The 17555-nt window shown below is 68.6% G+C and carries 20 protein-coding genes and 1 tRNA gene; 11 read left to right on the top strand and 10 right to left on the bottom strand.

The window, feature by feature from the left end:
• Positions 1–40: 40 nt before the first annotated feature.
• The gene (locus tag ACFIMZ_RS01545) at positions 41–274 is read right to left on the bottom strand and encodes a hypothetical protein (protein ID WP_431821118.1); all 234 of its coding nucleotides are present in this window, start codon (positions 272–274) and stop codon (positions 41–43) included.
• 322 nt (positions 275–596) lie between these two features.
• On the opposite strand from ACFIMZ_RS01545, the gene ACFIMZ_RS01540 reads away from it, so the two are divergent.
• The 4 genes from ACFIMZ_RS01540 to ACFIMZ_RS01525 are packed head-to-tail and all read left to right on the top strand — an operon-like array spanning position 597 to position 4868.
• Positions 597–1805 carry an efflux RND transporter periplasmic adaptor subunit gene (locus ACFIMZ_RS01540; RefSeq protein WP_431821117.1) on the top strand — a complete coding sequence of 403 codons (1209 nt, stop codon included), beginning with the start codon at positions 597–599 and terminating at the stop codon, positions 1803–1805.
• Position 1806: 1 nt separating this feature from the next.
• Entirely contained in the window at positions 1807–2517 is a 711-nt protein-coding gene (locus ACFIMZ_RS01535; RefSeq protein ID WP_431821116.1) for an ABC transporter ATP-binding protein, read from the top strand.
• A gap of 21 nt (positions 2518–2538) precedes the next feature.
• A complete protein-coding gene (locus ACFIMZ_RS01530) occupies positions 2539–3693 on the top strand; it encodes an ABC transporter permease (RefSeq protein WP_431821115.1) in 1155 nt (384 codons plus the stop codon).
• 8 nt (positions 3694–3701) lie between these two features.
• A complete protein-coding gene (locus ACFIMZ_RS01525) occupies positions 3702–4868 on the top strand; it encodes an ABC transporter permease (RefSeq protein WP_431821114.1) in 1167 nt (388 codons plus the stop codon).
• Positions 4869–4880: 12 nt separating this feature from the next.
• Here ACFIMZ_RS01525 and ACFIMZ_RS01520 read toward each other — a convergent pair whose 3' ends face one another.
• Positions 4881–5603, bottom strand: coding sequence for a glutathione S-transferase family protein (locus ACFIMZ_RS01520; RefSeq protein WP_431821113.1), 723 nt, complete (start codon positions 5601–5603; stop codon positions 4881–4883).
• Positions 5604–5709: 106 nt separating this feature from the next.
• Between ACFIMZ_RS01520 and ACFIMZ_RS01515 the strand changes: the two genes are divergently transcribed.
• The 3 genes from ACFIMZ_RS01515 to ACFIMZ_RS01505 all read left to right on the top strand — a co-directional run bounded on the left by ACFIMZ_RS01515 (position 5710) and on the right by ACFIMZ_RS01505 (position 9694).
• Positions 5710–6618 (top strand): LysR substrate-binding domain-containing protein, encoded by a 909-nt coding sequence (locus ACFIMZ_RS01515; protein ID WP_431821112.1) that lies wholly within the window; start codon positions 5710–5712, stop codon positions 6616–6618.
• A gap of 257 nt (positions 6619–6875) precedes the next feature.
• On the top strand, positions 6876–8216 hold the full coding sequence (locus ACFIMZ_RS01510) for an MFS transporter (RefSeq protein ID WP_431821111.1): 1341 nt from the start codon (positions 6876–6878) through the stop codon (positions 8214–8216).
• A gap of 56 nt (positions 8217–8272) precedes the next feature.
• Positions 8273–9694, top strand: coding sequence for an enolase C-terminal domain-like protein (locus ACFIMZ_RS01505; RefSeq protein ID WP_431821110.1), 1422 nt, complete (start codon positions 8273–8275; stop codon positions 9692–9694).
• Between the two features lie 124 nt (positions 9695–9818).
• On the opposite strand, the gene ACFIMZ_RS01500 is transcribed toward ACFIMZ_RS01505, so the two are convergent.
• The 7 genes from ACFIMZ_RS01500 to ACFIMZ_RS01470 form a co-directional block, all read right to left on the bottom strand.
• Positions 9819–10082, bottom strand: a complete 264-nt coding sequence (locus ACFIMZ_RS01500) for a hypothetical protein (RefSeq protein ID WP_431821109.1) — start codon at positions 10080–10082, stop codon at positions 9819–9821.
• Between the two features lie 9 nt (positions 10083–10091).
• Positions 10092–10805 carry a hypothetical protein gene (locus ACFIMZ_RS01495; protein WP_431821108.1) on the bottom strand — a complete coding sequence of 238 codons (714 nt, stop codon included), beginning with the start codon at positions 10803–10805 and terminating at the stop codon, positions 10092–10094.
• Positions 10806–10926: 121 nt separating this feature from the next.
• Positions 10927–11002, bottom strand: a tRNA-Ala gene (locus tag ACFIMZ_RS01490).
• Between the two features lie 51 nt (positions 11003–11053).
• On the bottom strand, positions 11054–11398 hold the full coding sequence (locus ACFIMZ_RS01485; protein WP_431821107.1) for a c-type cytochrome: 345 nt from the start codon (positions 11396–11398) through the stop codon (positions 11054–11056).
• A complete protein-coding gene (locus ACFIMZ_RS01480; RefSeq protein ID WP_431821106.1) occupies positions 11395–12189 on the bottom strand; it encodes a BON domain-containing protein in 795 nt (264 codons plus the stop codon). The genes ACFIMZ_RS01485 and ACFIMZ_RS01480 overlap by 4 nt, the downstream gene beginning before the upstream one ends.
• Before the next feature lie 17 nt (positions 12190–12206).
• Positions 12207–12791, bottom strand: coding sequence for an SIS domain-containing protein (locus ACFIMZ_RS01475; protein WP_431821105.1), 585 nt, complete (start codon positions 12789–12791; stop codon positions 12207–12209).
• Between the two features lie 126 nt (positions 12792–12917).
• On the bottom strand, positions 12918–13367 hold the full coding sequence (locus ACFIMZ_RS01470) for a YraN family protein (protein WP_431822411.1): 450 nt from the start codon (positions 13365–13367) through the stop codon (positions 12918–12920).
• Between the two features lie 46 nt (positions 13368–13413).
• Between ACFIMZ_RS01470 and rsmI the strand changes: the two genes are divergently transcribed.
• Positions 13414–14298 (top strand): 16S rRNA (cytidine(1402)-2'-O)-methyltransferase, encoded by an 885-nt coding sequence (rsmI, locus tag ACFIMZ_RS01465; RefSeq protein WP_431821104.1) that lies wholly within the window; start codon positions 13414–13416, stop codon positions 14296–14298.
• A 167-nt stretch (positions 14299–14465) separates the two neighbouring features.
• On the opposite strand, the gene ACFIMZ_RS01460 is transcribed toward rsmI, so the two are convergent.
• Positions 14466–15062, bottom strand: a complete 597-nt coding sequence (locus ACFIMZ_RS01460) for a septal ring lytic transglycosylase RlpA family protein (RefSeq protein WP_431821103.1) — start codon at positions 15060–15062, stop codon at positions 14466–14468.
• 640 nt (positions 15063–15702) lie between these two features.
• Between ACFIMZ_RS01460 and ACFIMZ_RS01455 the strand changes: the two genes are divergently transcribed.
• The 3 genes from ACFIMZ_RS01455 to ACFIMZ_RS01445 all read left to right on the top strand — a co-directional run bounded on the left by ACFIMZ_RS01455 (position 15703) and on the right by ACFIMZ_RS01445 (position 17553).
• The gene (locus ACFIMZ_RS01455) at positions 15703–16347 is read left to right on the top strand and encodes an MBL fold metallo-hydrolase (RefSeq protein ID WP_431821102.1); all 645 of its coding nucleotides are present in this window, start codon (positions 15703–15705) and stop codon (positions 16345–16347) included.
• A complete protein-coding gene (locus ACFIMZ_RS01450; protein ID WP_431821101.1) occupies positions 16344–17003 on the top strand; it encodes an exonuclease in 660 nt (219 codons plus the stop codon). The genes ACFIMZ_RS01455 and ACFIMZ_RS01450 overlap by 4 nt, the downstream gene beginning before the upstream one ends.
• Positions 17004–17082: 79 nt before the next feature.
• Positions 17083–17553, top strand: coding sequence for an Lrp/AsnC family transcriptional regulator (locus tag ACFIMZ_RS01445; RefSeq protein ID WP_011882933.1), 471 nt, complete (start codon positions 17083–17085; stop codon positions 17551–17553).
• Positions 17554–17555 lie beyond the last annotated feature (2 nt).

The raw sequence follows: 17555 nt of genomic DNA, 5'->3' as shown, positions 1-17555 counted from the left end.
GGCATCCGGCCGGATGACCCGGCCGCGAGCGGGTAGCGTCTTAGTTCTGCGTGCCCGTGTCGTTCGTGCCGGCGGCGGAAGCGGCGGCGGCCTTCGCCTTGCCCTTCGCGGAACCGTGGTACTTCAGCTTGTGCTTCGGCTTGGCCTTGTCGGCCTTGGCCGGCGCCGATGCGGCGGCCGGTGCTTCGGCGGCCGGCGCTGCAGTCTGTGCGAATGCCGAAACCGATGCGAGTGCGAATGCTGCGGTCATGATCGAAGCGAGCGTCTTCTTCATTGTTCTTCCTCTGTCAGGGAAAAAATCAAGCGAACCGGTATGAAAGATGCGAGGCATCCGCATCGGAACGCCAGCCGCGCCGCCGGGACGGCCTTCGCCTTCCCCGCGCGACGAATACTGACGCACTGGCTGCATAACGCGCCGCCGTCGCGGCGAGTTGACAGGTAGCCTGCAGCATCCGGGCTTTCCCTGACGCGCTCGCGCGAACCTGCCGGCCGGGTCAGGAAGCGCCCGTCGCCGGCCGCCGATACGACGCTATACTTGGCCTGGCTTCCGTCCCTTCCCCCGAAACCGGCCCGCGACCGCCACGAGGCGCTCCAAATTGCCCGATCACAATCTGGACAGGTTGAAAATCGACCGGCCGTCGCTCACCGCGGCCGCGCAGCAACGGCGCCCCTGGCGCCGCCATGCGGCCATCGCGCTCGTCGTCGCCGTCGCCATCGGCGCGGGGTTCGCGCTGACCGGCCGGCAGACGGTCGAAACGACGACCGTGACCTCCGCCTATCCGTTCCAGAACGACACGCTGCTCAACGCGACCGGCTACGTCGTGCCGCAGCGCAAGGCCGCGGTCGCATCGAAGGCCCAGGGCCGCGTCGAATGGCTCGGCGTGCTCGAAGGCACGCGGGTGAAGCAAGGCGAGGTGATCGCGCGCCTCGAGAGCCGGGACGTCGCGGCCGCGCTCGGGCAGGCGCTCGCGCAGGTCAAGGTCGCGCAAGCCAACCTGGCGCTGCAGCAGGCCGAACTGAAGGACGCCGAAATTGCGTTCCATCGCACCGAAATCCTCGCGCCGAAGGGCGCGGTGCCGGCAGCGCAGTACGACACCGATCTCGCGCGCGTCGACAAGGCGCGGGCCTCCGTCAACAGCAGCCGGGCCGCGATCGCGTCGGCCGAGGCCAACGCGCAGGCCGCGCAGGTCGCGGTCGACCAGACTGCGATCCGCGCGCCGTTCGACGGCGTCGTGCTCGAAAAGCACGCGAACGTCGGCGACAACATCACGCCGTTCTCGTCCGCGTCGGACAGCAAGGGCGCGGTCGTGACGATCGCCGACATGGCCACGCTCGAGGTCGAGGCGGACGTCGCGGAATCGAACATCGCGCGGATCCGCGTCGACCAGCCGTGCGAGATGCTGCTCGATGCGCTGCCGGACCAGCGCTTCGCCGGCCGCGTGTCGCGCATCGTGCCGACGGTGGACCGCTCGAAGGCGACCGTGCTGGTCAAGGTGCGCTTCGTCGACCGCGACGAGCGCGTGCTGCCGGACATGAGCGCGAAGATCGCGTTCCTGTCGAAGCCCGTGTCGGCGCAGGACAAGCAGCCCGTGACGGCGGTGCAGGCCGGCGCGGTCGCCGAGCGCGACGGCCGCAACGTGGTGTTCGTCGTGAAGGACGACGCCGTGCGCGAGACGGCCGTGACGACCGGCGCGCGAATCGGCGAACTCGTCGCGATCCGCGGCGTGCACCCGGGCGACACGCTCGTGCTGGCGCCCGCAGCGAAGCTCAAGGACGGCGCGAAGGTGACCGTCGCGAAGAAATAGCGTGAATACCGCGCCGTCCGCCCTGCCCGCCCCGCTCGTCGAGATCAGCCACGTCGCGAAGTCGTACCGGCGCGGGGTGCAGACCGTGCCGGTGCTGACCGACATCACGCTCGACATCGGCGAAGGCGATTTCGTCGCGCTGATGGGGCCGTCGGGCTCCGGCAAGAGCACGCTGCTCAACCTGGTCGCCGGCATCGACCGGCCCGACAGCGGCGAGCTGCGCGTCGGCGGACTCGACATCACGCGGCTGGCGGAAGCGGCGCTGGCCGACTGGCGCGCCGCCCACGTCGGCTTCATCTTCCAGTTCTACAACCTGATGCCGGTGCTCACCGCGTTCGAGAACGTCGAGCTGCCGCTGATGCTCACACGCCTGTCGCGCCAGGAGCGGCGCGAGCGCGTCGAGCTGGTGCTGGACATGGTGAGCCTCGCGAACCGGATGGACCATTACCCGTCGGAGCTGTCCGGCGGCCAGCAGCAGCGCGTCGCGATCGCGCGCGCGCTGATCACCGATCCCGCGCTGATCGTCGCCGACGAGCCGACCGGCGACCTCGACCGCGCGTCCGCCTCCGAGGTGCTGGCGCTGATGCAGCGCCTGAACGCCGAGCTCGGCAAGACCATCATCATGGTGACCCACGACGCGCATGCGGCCGGCGCGGCGAAGGCGCTCGTGCATCTGGAAAAAGGGGAGCTGACCAATGGGCAGGCCCGCTGAGCACGCTCGCGGAGTCGCACGATGTACGCGCTGAAGCTGATCGTGCGCAACGCGCTGCGGCACAAGCTGCGCACGCTGCTGACCGTGCTCGGCCTGACCATCGCGGTGCTGGCGTACGGCCTGCTGCACACGGTCGTCGACGCGTGGTACGCGGGCGCCGCCGCGGCGTCCAATGCGCGGCTCGTCACGCGCAACGCGATCTCGCTCGTGTTTCCGCTGCCGGTGAGCTACGAGAACCGGATACGCGGCGTCGACGGCGTGACGATCGTCGCCCGCTCCAACTGGTTCGGAGGCATCTACCGGGAGCCGAAGAACTTCTTCGCGCAGTTCGCCGTGTCGGACAACTATCTCGACCTGTATCCAGAGCTCATCCTGCCCGCGCAGCAGCGCGCCGACTACCAGCGCGACCGCAAGGGCTGCCTGATCGGGCGGCAGCTCGCGAACCAGTTCGGCTTCAAGGTCGGCGACGTGATCCCGATCAAGGGCACGATCTACCCCGGCACCTGGGAGTTCGTCGTGCGCGGCATCCTGGACGGGCGCGACGAATCGACGATCACGCGGCAGCTGATCTTCCACTGGGACTACCTGAACGAGCGGGTGCGCAAGACGACGCCGCGGCAGGCCGACCAGGTCGGCGTGTACGTGTTCGGGATCGCGAACTCCGACGATGCCGCCGCGATCTCCCGCAACGTCGACGCCGTGTTCAAGAACTCGCTCGCCGAGACGCTCACCGAAACCGAGCAGGCGTTCCAGCTCGGCTTCGTCGCGATGTCGAACCAGATCATCGCGGCGATTCGCGTGGTGTCCTACGTGGTGATCGTGATCATCATGGCCGTGATGGCCAATGCGATGGCGATGAGCGCGCGCGAGCGCACGACCGAATACGCGACGCTCAAGGCGCTCGGCTTCGGCCCCGGGTTCCTCGCGCTGCTCGTGTTCGGCGAATCGCTCGTGATCGCCGCGATCGGCGGCAGCCTCGGCATGCTCGCGATGCCGCCGGCGGCGAACCTGTTCAAGCAGGCGACAGGCGGCGTGTTCCCCGTCTTCAACGTGTCCGCGCAGACGATCGCGCTGCAGGCCGCCTGCTCGCTCGCGGTCGGCGTCGCGGCCGCGCTCGTGCCGGCGTGGCACGCGGCGCGGGTGCGCGTCGTCGAAGGCCTGCGGGCCATCGGCTAGGCGCGGCGATGGCCATTCCGCTCGCCTACATCGCGCGCAACCTGTGGGCCCGCCGGCTGACCACCGTGCTCACCGCGGGCGGGATGGCGCTCGTCGTGTTCGTGTTCGCGACCGTGCTGATGCTCGACGCGGGCCTCACGAAGACGCTCGTGTCGACCGGCGAGCCCGACAACGTCGTGGTGATCCGCAAGGGCGCGGAAACCGAGGTGCAGAGCGCGATCGACCACAAGCAGGCCAACGTCATCGAGATGCATCCGTCGGTCGCGCTCGGGGCCGACGGCCGGCCGCTCGCGTCGAAGGAGGCGGTGGTGCTCATCTCGCTCGTGAAGACCTCGACCGGCAAGCCGTCGAACGTCGTCATCCGCGGCGTGTCGCCGGCGGGCCTCGGGCTGCGCCCCCGCGTGCGGCTCGCGGCCGGGCGCATGTTCAACGCGGGTTCGTCCGAGATCGTCGTCGGCAGCGCGATCGCGAAAGGCTTCAGCGGCACGCGGATCGGCGACCGGCTGCGCTTCGCGCAGCGCGACTGGACCGTCGTCGGCCACATCGACGCCGGCGGCAGCGGCTTCGATTCGGAGATCTGGGGCGACGTCGACCAGCTGATGCAGTCATTCCGGCGCACCGGCTATTCGTCGATGATCGTGCGCATCGCGCAAGCCGATGCATTCGCGCGCTTCAAGGCGGACATCGACGTCGATCCGCGGCTCGCCGACGAAGCCAAGCGCGAGCAGGCGTTCTACGGCGACCAGTCGCGGGCGCTGTCGACCTTCATCAACATCCTCGGCATCACGCTGTCGTCGATCTTCTCGATCGCGGCGATGATCGGCGCGATGATCACGATGTACGCGTCCGTGGCCAACCGGGTCGCGGAAATCGGCACGTTGCGCGCGCTCGGCTTCAAGCGCGCGAACGTGCTCGCCGCGTTCCTGCTCGAGGCGCTGCTGCTCGGCCTCGTCGGCGGCGTCGCCGGGCTGGGCTGCGCGGCGCTGATGCAGTTCGCGTCGTTCTCGACCACCAATTTCCAGACCTTCTCGGACCTGTCGTTCCGCTTCGTGCTCACGCCGGCCATCGTCGTGAAGACGCTGCTGTTCTCGCTGGCGATGGGGCTGATCGGCGGCTTCCTGCCGGCGATGCGCGCCGCGCGGATGAATATCGTCGACGCGCTGCGGGCGCGGTGACGGCTCCCGCCGTCAGGCCGGCGCGGACGCCGGCGCGAACCGGGCGAGCGCAAGCGCGGCATCGAGCGCGACGTGCCCCTCGAACGCCGTCGAGGCCGGCAGCGGGCGCTCGTCCTCGATCGCGTGGGCAAATTGCACGCCGGGATCGTCGCCGAGCCGCGCGCGCAGCGCGGCGATGCGCGGGAAGGCGGCGCCGTCGAACACCTGGTGATAGTCGGCCCAGCGGGCGAGACCCGCGAAGTACGCGTCGGCGAGCGTGCGCTGCCGGCCGAGCAGCCACGGGCCGTCGCCGAGCATCGCCTCGAGCTGCCGGTGCGCGCGCATCACGCGGTTGCGGCCGTACGCCTGCAGAGCCTCCTTTTCCGCGCCTTCGCTGGCGTGCTCGTAGACGTACCAGAGCGCGCCGAACGCGCTGAAGAACGTGGTGTTGAGATACGCCAGCATCCGGTTCAGCCGGTCGAAATCGTGCGTGCCCTGCCGGAACGCGAGACCGGTGCCGGGCGCCTGCGCGCCGATATGACCGAGGATCGCGATGCTCTCGGTCAGCACGTTGCCGGCCTCGGTGATGAATGCCGGCGTCTCGGCAAGCGGGTTGAGCTTGAGGAACGCGTCGCTCGCCACGAGGCCGGGCATCGTGATGCGGGACAGTCGGTACGGACGGCCGGCCCACTCGAGCGCGACGATCGAGCCGAACGAGCAGCCTGCGGGAACACCATAGAAAAGGATCGGAGACATCGGACATATCCGGGTGATTGAACGAGTTCGAATGCTCGCATTTCGAACGATGCCGCTGTAGCCGGTAAAATCGAAACCCGTCGTTTCTACTTGTGGACGCTGACCGGTGAATCTGAACGATCTCTACCTCTTCGTGCAGGCGGTCGAAGCCGGCAGCATGTCCGCTGCCGCCCGCCTGCTCGACCTGCCCAAATCGACGGTCAGCAAGCGCGTCGCCGAGCTCGAGCGCACGCTCGGCGCGCGGCTCGTGCACCGCACGTCGCGCAGCTTTCGCCTGACGCCGGTCGGCGCCGACTTCTTCCAGCACGCCCGCGCGGCAGTGATCGAGGCGGAGAGCGCGCGCGACGCGGTGCTGCGGCAGGCCGCCGAGCCGCGCGGGGTCGTCCGCATCACGAGCTCGGTGCCGGTCGCACAGCATTTCCTCGCGCCCTGCCTGCCGGCGCTCGCCGCCGCCCATCCGAAGCTGCAGCTCCAGATCCATGCGAGCGACCGGCTCGTGGATCTCGCGCAGGAAGGCTTCGACATCGCGGTGCGCAGCCATTTCGCGCCGCTGCCCGACTCCGCGCTGGTGCAGCGCCCGCTCGCGGTTTCGCCGATCATCCTCGTCGCGTCGCCGGCCTATCTCGCGCGGTGCGGCGAACCGGCCGAGCCGGCCGGACTCGCGCAGCACGACGGCCTGTATCCGAACCTTCAATCCGCCCCGTGGCGCGTCGGCCGCGGGGGCGACAGCGTCGAGATTGCGCCGCGCCCCCGCCTGCACGCGGACGAATCGACGCTGCTGCTGCAGGCGGCCGTCGCCGGCCTCGGCATCGCGTGCCTGCCGGACTGGATCGCCGGCGACGCGCTGCAAACGGGCGCGCTCGTGCGCGTGCTGCCCGCGTGGCACGCCGGCCAGGTGACCACGACGCTGCTGATGCCGCACCGCCGCGGCCAGCTGCCCGGCGTGCGCGCCGCGGTCGAGTTCCTCGTGCGGCACGTGGCCGGGCCGCGCGCCGCGGCGCCGGAAGCGGCGTAGCGCGGCGATTCGAACGGCGATTCAAAAACTGAATCGATCAAGTCATGAATTGGCATGAAAGCGGAATATTCGCCATGCAAGAATGACCCGGACGTGCTCGATCGTCGCGCATCGCGGCGACGGTAGAGGCGTCCGGCCGACGCGCGGGCGGCGGGCATCCGCCTGATCCGCGCCGCCGACCGGCAGCACCGACACGAGATCGAGCGCGCCCGACGCGCCGGCCGCGCCGCGGCCCCTTCCGTTCCGGAGGAGACAGCATGAATCCGCTCCACGCGTTGCCGGCGTCCGCGTCGGCGACGGTCGCGCGCACCCGCGTGCGCTGGCTCGTACTGGCCGCGCTGTTCGCGGTCACGACGATCAACTACGCGGACCGCGCCGCGATCTCGATCGCGGGCCCGAGCCTCGCCCGCGCGCTGCACCTGAGCCACGTGCAGATCGGCTTCATCTTTTCCGCGTTCGGCTGGTCGTACGTCGTCGCGCAGCTGCCGGGCGGGTGGCTGCTCGACCGCTACGGGTCGCGCATCGTCTACGCGTTCAGCATCTTCTTCTGGTCGCTGTTCACGCTGCTGCAAGGCGCGATCGGCTTCTTCGGCGGCGGCGCCGCGTTCGCGCTGCTGTTCGCGCTGCGCTTTTGCGTCGGCGCGGCCGAGGCGCCGTCGTTCCCGGCCAACAGCCGGATCGTCTCCGCGTGGTTCCCTGCGCCTGAGCGCGGCACCGCGTCGGCGATCTTCAACGCGGCGCAGTATGCGGCGACCGTCGTGTTCGCGCCGCTGATGGGCTGGCTCGTGCACGCGTTCGGCTGGCAGTCGGTGTTCGCGGTGATGGGCGTGCTCGGGTTCGCGTTCGTCGCGGTGTGGAACCGCATCGTGTACGACCCGAAGGACCACCCGCGCATCAACCGCGCCGAACTCGACTATCTCGCCGACGGCGGCGCGCTCGTCAACATCGACCAGGCGACCGGCCGGCGCGACGGCGGCCCGCAGCTGCGCCACGTGAAGGCGCTCTTGAAGAGCCGGATGCTGATCGGCATCTACGTCGCGCAGTACTGCATCAACGCGCTGACCTATTTCTTCATCACGTGGTTTCCGGTCTATCTGGTGCAGGCGCGCGGCATGTCGATCCTCAACGCCGGGCTCGTCGCGTCGATCCCGGCGGTGTGCGGGTTCCTCGGCGGCATCCTCGGCGGCGTCGTGTCCGATGCGCTGCTGAAGCACGGCGTGTCGCTGTCGGTCGCGCGCAAGGTGCCGATCGTCATCGGCATGCTGCTGTCGATGTCGATGGTGATCTGCAACTACACCGAATCGCATGTGCTCGTCGTGCTGTTCATGGCGCTGTCGTTCTTCGGCAAGGGGCTCGGCGCGCTCGGCTGGGCCGTCAACGCCGACACCGCGCCGCGCCAGATCGCCGGCCTGAGCGGCGCGCTGCTCAACACCTGCGGCAACCTGTCGAGCATCACGACGCCGATCGCGATCGGCTACATCGTCGAGCGCAGCGGCTCGTTCAACGGCGCGCTCGTCTACGTCGTCGCGCATGCGCTCGTCGCGGTGATCTGTTACGTGCTCGTCGTCGGCGAGATCCGCCGCGTCGAGCTCGAATGAACGACGCGGGCTCGCGCCGGCGCGCCCGGCCGCCCGCGCCAACCAGGAGCGAAGCGATGTCCGAACCCCGCAGCGCCGGCCCGACGCCGGGCACCCCGCTGGTTACGCGCATGCAGGTGATCCCGGTCGCCGGGCGCGACAGCATGCTGCTGAACCTGTGCGGCGCGCACGCGCCGTTCTTCACCCGCAACCTCGTGATCCTCGCCGACAGCAGCGGGCGGACCGGCGTCGGCGAAGTGCCGGGCGGCGAAGGGATCCGCCAGGCGCTCGAGCGCATGACCGGTCTCGTGGTCGGCCAGCCGATCGGGCGCTACCAGGCGACGCTCAACGCGGTGCGCACGGCGCTGGCCGGCGGCAGCGCAGCGGGCCCGGCGGCCGGCCGCGCGATCCGGCACGAGGTGACGTCGGCCGGCGAAGCCGCCGTGCTGCGGCAGCCGCACGAGATCAACCTGCGGCTGGACAACGTGATCACCGCGATCGAGGCCGCGCTGCTCGACCTGCTCGGCCAGTACCTCGACGTACCCGTCGCGGCGCTGCTCGGCGAAGGCCGGCAGCGCGACGCGGTGCCGATGCTCGCGTACCTGTTCTACGTCGGCGACCGGCAGCGCACCGACCTGCCGTACCGCGACGAACGGGGCGCGCCGCAAGCCTGGTTCCGGCTGCGCAACGAGGCAGCGCTGACGCCCACCGCGATTGCACGTCAGGCGGAGGCGGCGGTCGAGCGCTACGGCTTCGCCGATTTCAAGCTGAAGGGCGGCGTGATGGCGGGCGCGGACGAGATGGAAGCGATCGCGGCGATCAAGGCGCGCTTTCCCGATTCACGCGTGACGCTCGACCCGAACGGCGCGTGGTCGCTCGATGAAGCGATCGCGCTGTGCCGCGGGCAGGGCCGCCTGCTCGCGTATGCAGAAGACCCGTGCGGCCCGGAAGCCGGGTATTCGGGACGCGAGGTGATGGCCGAGTTCCGCCGCGCGACCGGCATCCCGACCGCGACCAACATGATCGCGACCGACTGGCGGCAGATGGATCACGCGATCCGCCTGCAGGCGGTCGACATTCCGCTCGCCGATCCGCACTTCTGGACGATGCAGGGCTCGGTGCGGCTCGCGCAGCTGTGCCGCGACTGGGGGCTCACGTGGGGCTCGCACTCGAACAATCACTTCGACGTGTCGCTCGCGATGTTCACGCATGCGGCGGCCGCCGCGCCGGGCGCGATTACCGCGATCGACACGCACTGGATCTGGCAGGAAGGCGATGCGCGGCTCACGCGCGAGCCGCTCGCGATCGTCGGTGGCCAGGTGGCCGTGCCGGAGCGGCCGGGGCTCGGGATCGAGCTCGACATCGCGCAGGTGGAGGCCGCGCATGCGCTGTACCGGCAGGTCGGCGGCACGGCGCGCGACGATGCGGTCGCGATGCGCTGCCTCGTGCCGGGGTGGACTTACGATCCGAAAAGGCCGAGCTTTTTGCGGGGCGCGTGACCGAACGGGCGGCGGCGCGCCATCGAGCAGCGCAGACGGTGGTTCGCGCGACGCAACGCGCAAACAAAAAGGCCCGACCTCGTGATCGAGCCCTTTGAATCAACGCGCATCCGGCACTGGCTCGTCAGTGCCCGCCTCGTTGTGCTTCCTTCAACAGTTCGACCTCAAAGGGGGGAGGCTTGTACGCCGTGTCAATCGGATACCCTTTCGCCATCAGTTCCTTTTCCCGTGCAGTTCGCTTGGCCTGCGCGTTCTGCAGTTCGGCGGGAAGAAATTCCCTCCAGCGTTTCCATTTCTCCGATCCCGGTTCGAAGTATGCGCGATAGAACGAGGCCTCGCTGTTGATGTCGATTCGGGTTACCGGAATGTTTTGGACAGTGATGTACACACGATCCTTTTAAAACACCCATGTCCCGCCATCGATGCACTTGCTTTCGGCGGCATCGAGTGGATAGCCCGGATCCATTGAATAAAGGTCGTGGCCACGGTCCTCGGCTATGGACATTTCGTTACGCGGGCACTTGTCGGGCAGCGCATACTTGACGGACCAGCGACCTGTCAGTCGCGGATCATCCGCATCGATATAGCGATGCCAGCCGGCCCTGGTCAACGCCTCCAGTGCGCGTGGAGTTTGTGTACTGCCGCTCGCCCAGGGAAACTGTACGGTCCATTCATAGATCCCTGCGGCATCGTCGCTGTCCGCCGCACCAAGGACCGAAAAGACATTTGAAAACTCAACCGTGTCCTGGCCCTGTCGGTACTGCACGCGTCCGGTATCAGAAGCCCAGGTGACTTCGTAGAACATCAGGCCACTTTCATTCGTGATGGATACGTGACCACCGTGAGGAATTGCTTCGGCATGATGTGTGTCGATCCCGGCGGGGTCGCCGGACGCTCCCCCGGGGAGGGCGTCGTCAGAGGTGAAGAAGCTGTCACGGCTTACCCGCGTCGTCGGCCCGTTGACCAGAAACGCTTTTGGATCGCCCAATTGAATCAGTGCGGGCCGCTGATCCGGCGCCACCGGCCGGTGCGGCGCTTGCGTCGACATATAAATACCCGCGACGGCCGGTACACATATCATCAATGCAATGAAAAACCACGTTCGAAGCATCCGGCTCTGCCTATGAAAGGTCACTTGGTGACAGATTTCAAACACGGGTCGCGCCGGTGCCGCCATGACGACGCGCAAACAAAAAGGGCTCGATCTTGCGATCGAGCCCTTCGGATTCTGTTGGTGGAGCGGAGGAGGATCGAACTCCCGACCTTCGCATTGCGAACGCGACGCTCTCCCAGCTGAGCTACCGCCCCAACAAGCAAACATCATACACACGCTTTCGCGCGCTTGGCAATAGCGTCAAATTACTTCGACGGTGCGCCTGCCAGCACCCATTCGACGACCGAGCGGGCGTCCGCATCGCTCATGCGCGGATGCGCGGGCATCGGGATCGCGCCCCACACGCCGGAGCCGCCTTCCTTCACCTTCTTCGACAGCTTCGCGACCGCCTGCGGATCGCCCTTGTAGCGCGCCGCGATGTCCTTGAACGACGGGCCGACCAGCTTGCGGTCGACCGCGTGGCAGCCCATGCACGCATTGCTGCGCGCGACCTTCAGACCGTCGCCAACGTCCGCGTGCGCGATCGCGCCGAACGTGCCCGCCAGCAGCGCCGCGGCCGCGGCGCCTTGAATCCACTGCTTCAGCTTCATTGCGGTGCCGCCTTCGGATTGCCCGGATGAACGTTGGTCGAATTCGAGATCGGCGCGGGCGACTGCAGCGGCGTCGCCGTCACCGACGCGTCGGGCACCGCGCCGACCGTCGTGCCGTCAGCCGGCGCAGCCGCCGCCGCGGACGCGCCGCTCGCGGGGGCCGCCGCCTGCAGCGCCTGCGCGTCCTGCGACCTGATGTACTGGAACACCTTCACGACCTTCTCGACGCCCGGCACCTGGCTCGCGACTTCCGCGCCGCGGTTGCCTTCGTCGACCGTGACGAGCCCCATCAGGTACAGGTTGCCGCGCTCGCTGACAACCTTGTAGTTGTTCGCGGAGAGGTCCTTCGTCGCGATCAGCGCGGTCTTCACGCGCCCTTCGAGGTACGAGTCGTTCGCGCGATCCGACAGCGAGCTGGCCGGCCCGACCGCCAGCTCGTTGACGATGCCGTTCACGTTGTTGATGCCGCGCACGATTTCCTCGGCGCGCTGCTTCGACGCATCGTTCGGCACTTCGCCCGTCAGCAGCACGCGGCGGTTGAACACGGTCACGCCCACGTGCGACTGGTCCGGCAGGCTGTTGTTGATCTGCGTCGTCGCCTTGAGCTGGATCTCGCGGTCTTCCGTCTGCGCGCCGAGCGTGCGGCGGTCGGTCGCGATCAGCGCGCCGCCGCCGGCCGCGGCGCCCACCACCCCGAGCACGCAGCCCTGTAGCGACACGGCGAGACCGGCCGTCAGCGCGGCCAGCAGCGTGGTTCTGACGAGCGTCTGTTGGACGCGGCTTTTTTTCATTGACGGCTCTCCTTCGTTCAATCCTCACCCAGCAGCATCGCGTCGATGCCGTCGCACAGGCAGTGGATGGTCAGCAGATGGATTTCGTAAATGCGCGCCGCGCGGTCGGCCGGCACGCTGATCGGGATGTCGGTGTCGGACAGCGCGGCCGCCAGCGCAAGGCTGCTGCCGCCTGTGAGCGCGACCACCGTCATCTCGCGCTCGTGCGCCTCGTCGACGGCGGCCAGCACACGCGGCGACGCGCCGGTCGGGTCCAGCACCAGCAGGATGTCGCCGGTCTGCCCGAGCACGCGCACCTGCTGCGCAAACAGCTGATCCGGCGCCAGCGCGCCGGTCATGCCGGCATGGGACGCGTCGGTGGCAAGCGCGATCGCCGGCAGGCCCGGACGCTCGCGCTCGAAGCCGCCGACCAGCGACACGGCGAGGTAGTGCGCGGCGGCGGCCGACGGGCCGTCGCCGCATGCGACGATCTTGTTGCCGTTCGCCAGCGCGGCGAACATCGCGTCGACCGCGGCCGCGATCGGCAGCGACAGCGCGTCGCCGGCTTCGACGTGAAGCGCGGCGCTGTCGTGGAAATGTTGCTGAATACGTTCGACTGACATCGATTCCTGATCGGGTGCTATGCGTGATGGGGCATCGCGCGACATCGTGAGTGCGGCGAGTTTACCGTACTCCGCGGCCTCTCCCCGGAGGCCGGCGGAACTCTTTACATCTGGTCACAGCTCGCGTTACGCGTCGTCCGCGCGAAACGCGTCGCGCAGCCACACGAGCTGCCCGGCCTCGAACGCGACCACGTCGAAGCGGCACGGCGCGCCTGCACCGTGCCGCGCCCAGAAGCGCTGGGCCGCCTCAACGAGCCGCGTGCGCTTGCGCCAGCCGACGCTCGCCGCCGCGCCGCCGTGCCGGACGCTGCGTCGCGCGCGCACCTCGACGAACACCAGCGTGCCGTCCGGCTCGCGCATCACGAGATCGAGCTCGCCGCCGCGCATCGTCACGTTCGCCGCGACGAACGCGAGCCCGCGGCGTTCGAGGAACTGCCGCGCCCGCGCCTCGAATGCCGCGCCGACCGACTTGGATCGCGCCGCGCCGGAAAAGTTGTCCGTGCGCGCAATCGGCTGCCCATCCGCGCGCGACGGCGCGCGTCCGCCCTCCGATCCGGCCGGCGCCCCGTGGCACAATGCCGACCTTGTTCCGCTTGCGCCGCGACCGCGCGCGTTGCCCGCCATGACTGCCCTCCTCGAACTTGCGCACACGCAGCACTACCCGAGCGCCGCGCTCTACATCGTCGCGACGCCGATCGGCAACACCGCCGACATCACGCTGCGCGCGCTCCACGTGCTCGGCCTCGCCGACCGCATCGCCGCCGAAGACACCCGCAATACGGGCCAGCTGCTCGCCCGCTACGGGATCTCGAAGCCGCTCGTCGCCGCGCACGAGCACAACGAACGCGAAGCCGCGCTGCGCGTGATCGAGCACCTGCGCGCGGGCGAACGCGTCGCGTATGTGTCGGACGCCGGCACGCCCGGCATCTCGGACCCCGGCGCGCGGCTCGTCGACGCGGTGCGCGCGGCCGGCTTCGCGGTGATTCCGCTGCCGGGCGCGAGCGCGGCCGTGACCGCGGTGAGCGTCGCCGGCGACTGGGCCGGCGCGTTCACGTTCGCGGGTTTCCTGCCACCGAAGGCGAAGCAGCGCGCCACCGAACTGCAGGCGCTCGCCGCGCATCCGTACGCGCTCGTGTTCTACGAAGCGCCGCACCGGATCGTCGAGACGGTCGCCGCGCTCGCAGACGCATTCGGGCCCGCGCGCCGGCTGCTGATCGCGCGCGAACTGACCAAGCTACACGAGCAGCTGTTCCAGGGCACCCTGGCCGAAGGGCTGACGTGGCTCGAAGGGGACGCGAACCGGCAGCGCGGCGAGTTCGTGCTCGTCGTCGAAGGCGCGCCGGCCGACCAGGGCGCGGCCGACGACACCGCGCACGACGCGCTGCTCAGGCTGCTGCTGGAAGAGGTGCCGGTGAAAAGCGCGGCCAAGCTCGCGGCCGCGCTGACGGGCGCATCGCGCAACGCGCTGTATGCGCGCGCGCTCGTGCTCAAGGAAGGGAACGACTGACGAACGCGGCCCGGCGCGTGACCGGCGCGTGACCGGCGGGCGCCGCGCGCCAGGCCGGGCGGGTGCCGTTCCCGGGCACGCCTATGCGCGCAGATGCAAAAAGGGCTGCCCATAGGCAGCCCTTTCGACCTTGGCGCCCGGCTGATGCGCGGCCGTGCGAGAAACGGTTACTGCGACGTGATCGACGCGAGCATTTCGTTGCGCGCGTCGCGTGCTTCCTTCGGCGACAGCCCTTCGATCTTCACGCGCCCGGTGCCGGCGTGCACGAGACCGATCACCTTCGCGGCCGCATACGACAGGTCGAGCACCCGGCCGCGCTTGTACGGCCCGCGATCGTTGACCTTCACGACGACCCACTTGCCGTTCGACGGGTTCGTCACCCTGATGTACGACGCGAGCGGCAGCGTGCGATGCGCGGCGGTGAACGCGTTCATGTTGAAGCGCTCGCCGTTCGCGGTGCGGCGGCCGTGGAAGCCCCTGCCGTACCACGACGCCCGGCCGGTCTGGCGGAAATCGGATACGTCGGCGCCGTCGATCGGCTGCGCATCGGCGAGCGACGTGCCCTTGGCTTCCTTGCTGTCGGCAGCCGGCATCGACGCCAGCGCCGAATCGAAATTCAGTTGCGAGCTGTTGTCCGCGGCGGTCGTCCTGACCGCGTTCTTCTGGTTCGTGTTGCTGCTCGTCTGGCTGGGCGGCACGGCACAGCCCGTCAGCGCGAAAAATACAGCCAAAGTTCCGAATCGGCTCGGAAATCGAAATTTCATCGACGTGTCGCCTTCTGGTTCGGGCCGCGTCTTCACAACATTGCTATGCGGCCCGGACGGCAAATGCGTGCACGCCCCGCTCGAACACGAGCAGGCGGCTAGCATGGACGCGGCTATCGTACTCGCCGCAACCGTCCTGATTAGCTTTCACGTCTGGCGCAACCTGTCCCCGGCAGCCTGACCAGACCCCACATGCCGCCATCGAACATGGCTCTCACGTTCGCGCGCGTCGATTCAGCCAACGCACAGGAACGGCGGCACAGGCCTCATCCGGCGGCGCGGCAGCAAGGCCGCAGCGGGCGCGCAGCACCCGGCCGGACAAGACGTGAGCACCGAACATTCGGTGCTGGATTCACCGCCGGACTCCCCGGCGGCCGATGCTTTGACGGTGCTCATGACCCCGTGTCAAGCGGGGTTCGAACACCAGCGGATTGCGTAAATTTCACGCAGGATGGGCGCCATTATACAGAATTCAAAAACGTGTCTCGGAAACCGGCCCCGGCACACCATTGATTCTCGCTATGGCTGTAACAATCGACATGCTCGCGAGCGCGTCGCGCGTCGCGCGGCCCGCGCGGCGCGGCCGGCCGGCCGCGTGTTCGCCCGGTACAATCGGACCTTTCAACCCGCCGGTGCTTCCATGAAAGTCACGCTCATCCCGGTCACGCCGTTCCAGCAGAACTGCTCGCTGCTCGTCTGCGAGGCGACCGGCCGCGCCGCCGTCGTCGATCCCGGCGGCGATCTCGAACGGATCGAACAGGAAGTCGCCCGCCAGAACGTGCAGGTCGAGAAGGTGCTGCTCACGCACGGGCACATCGATCACTGCGCGGGCGCGAAGGCACTCGCGACCCGCTACGGCGTGCCGATCGAAGGGCCGCACGAAGACGAGCGCTTCTGGATCGAGAAGCTGCCGACGCAGAGCGAGCGCTTCGGCTTCCCGGCCGCGGACGCGTTCGAGCCCGACCGCTGGCTGAACGACGGCGATACCGTGCAGTTCGGCGACGAGACGCTCGAGGTCTACCACTGCCCGGGCCACACGCCGGGCCACGTCGTGTTCTTCAGCCGGCCGCACCGGCTCGCGATCGTCGGCGACGTGCTGTTCGCGGGCTCGATCGGCCGCACCGATTTCCCGCGCGGCAACCACGCCGACCTCGTCCGCTCGATCAAGGAGAAGCTGTGGCCGCTCGGCGACGACGTCACGTTCGTGCCCGGCCACGGCCCGGTCTCGACGTTCGGCGACGAGCGCCGCACGAATCCGTTCGTCTCGGACAAGGTGTTCGGATGAACCAGAAGGCGATTCAGGAAATCTACGTCAGCACCGACGTCGAGGCCGACGGCCCGATTCCCGGCCCGCACTCGATGCTGAGCTTCGCGTCGGCCGCGTACACCGAGGACAAGCAGCTGATCGCGACGTTTTCCGCGAACCTCGAGACGCTGCCCGGCGCGCAGCCGCATCCGGTGCAGGACGCGTGGTGGAAGACCCAGCCCGATGCGTGGGCCGCGTGCCGGCGCGACCTGCAAGCGCCGGAAGCGGCGCTCGTCGCGTACGTCGACTGGGTCGAGGCGCTGCCCGGCAAGCCGGTGTTCGTCGCGATGCCGGCCGGCTTCGACTTCACGTTCATGTTCTGGTACATGATGCGCTTCGCCGGCCGCTGCCCGTTCTCGTGGTCAGCGCTCGACATCAAGACGCTCGCGTTCGCGATGACGGGCCTGCCGTACCGCAAGGCAATCAAGCCGCGCTTCCCGAAGCACTGGTTCGACGATCATCCGCACACGCACGTCGCGCTCGACGACGCGATCGAGCAAGGCGCGCTGTTCTGCAACATGCTTGCCGACCTGCGCGTGCAGCAGGCCGCGCTCGCGGCGCGGGCGTCGTCCGCCGACGCCGCGGCGGACGACGGCACAGCGGGACAAAATCCTACGGACCCGCGCGCAAATTAGCGAATCTCCCTCAGCGGCGGCGCATCGGATTGCCTTTCTTTTCGCGCCCCTCTAACATTCGGAGTGTTGTAGCTGCCGCATGGAGGCGCAGGTGACGCTCGATTCCTTTTCGCAAAAAATCCTTCGCCTGTTGCAGCTCGACGCGCGCCGTTCCGTCCAGGAAATCTCCGACCAGGTCGGCCTGTCGAGCACGCCGTGCTGGCGACGCATCAAGGACATGGAGCAATCCGGCGTGATCCAGCGCTACACCGCGCTGCTCGATCGCGAAAAGCTCGGCCTGCACGTGTGCGCGCTCGCGCACGTGCACCTGACCCGGCACAACGAGGGCGGCGTCGAGCAGTTCGAGCGCGAGATCTCGACGTGCCCGGAAGTCACCGAGTGCTACAGCACGACCGGGGAAGCCGATTACATCCTGAAGATCGTCGCGCCCGACATCAAGGCGTACGACGTGTTCCTGCACGAGCGCATCTTCAAGATTCCGGCGGTGTCGCAGGTGCGCACGAGCGTCGTGTTGCGCGAGATCAAATTCGACACCCAGCTGCCGCTCTAGCG

Source organism: Burkholderia sp. F1 (assembly GCF_050813845.1).
Taxonomy (GTDB): Bacteria; Pseudomonadota; Gammaproteobacteria; order Burkholderiales; family Burkholderiaceae; genus Burkholderia; species Burkholderia ubonensis.
This window is presented reverse-complemented; position numbering and strand designations above follow the sequence as displayed.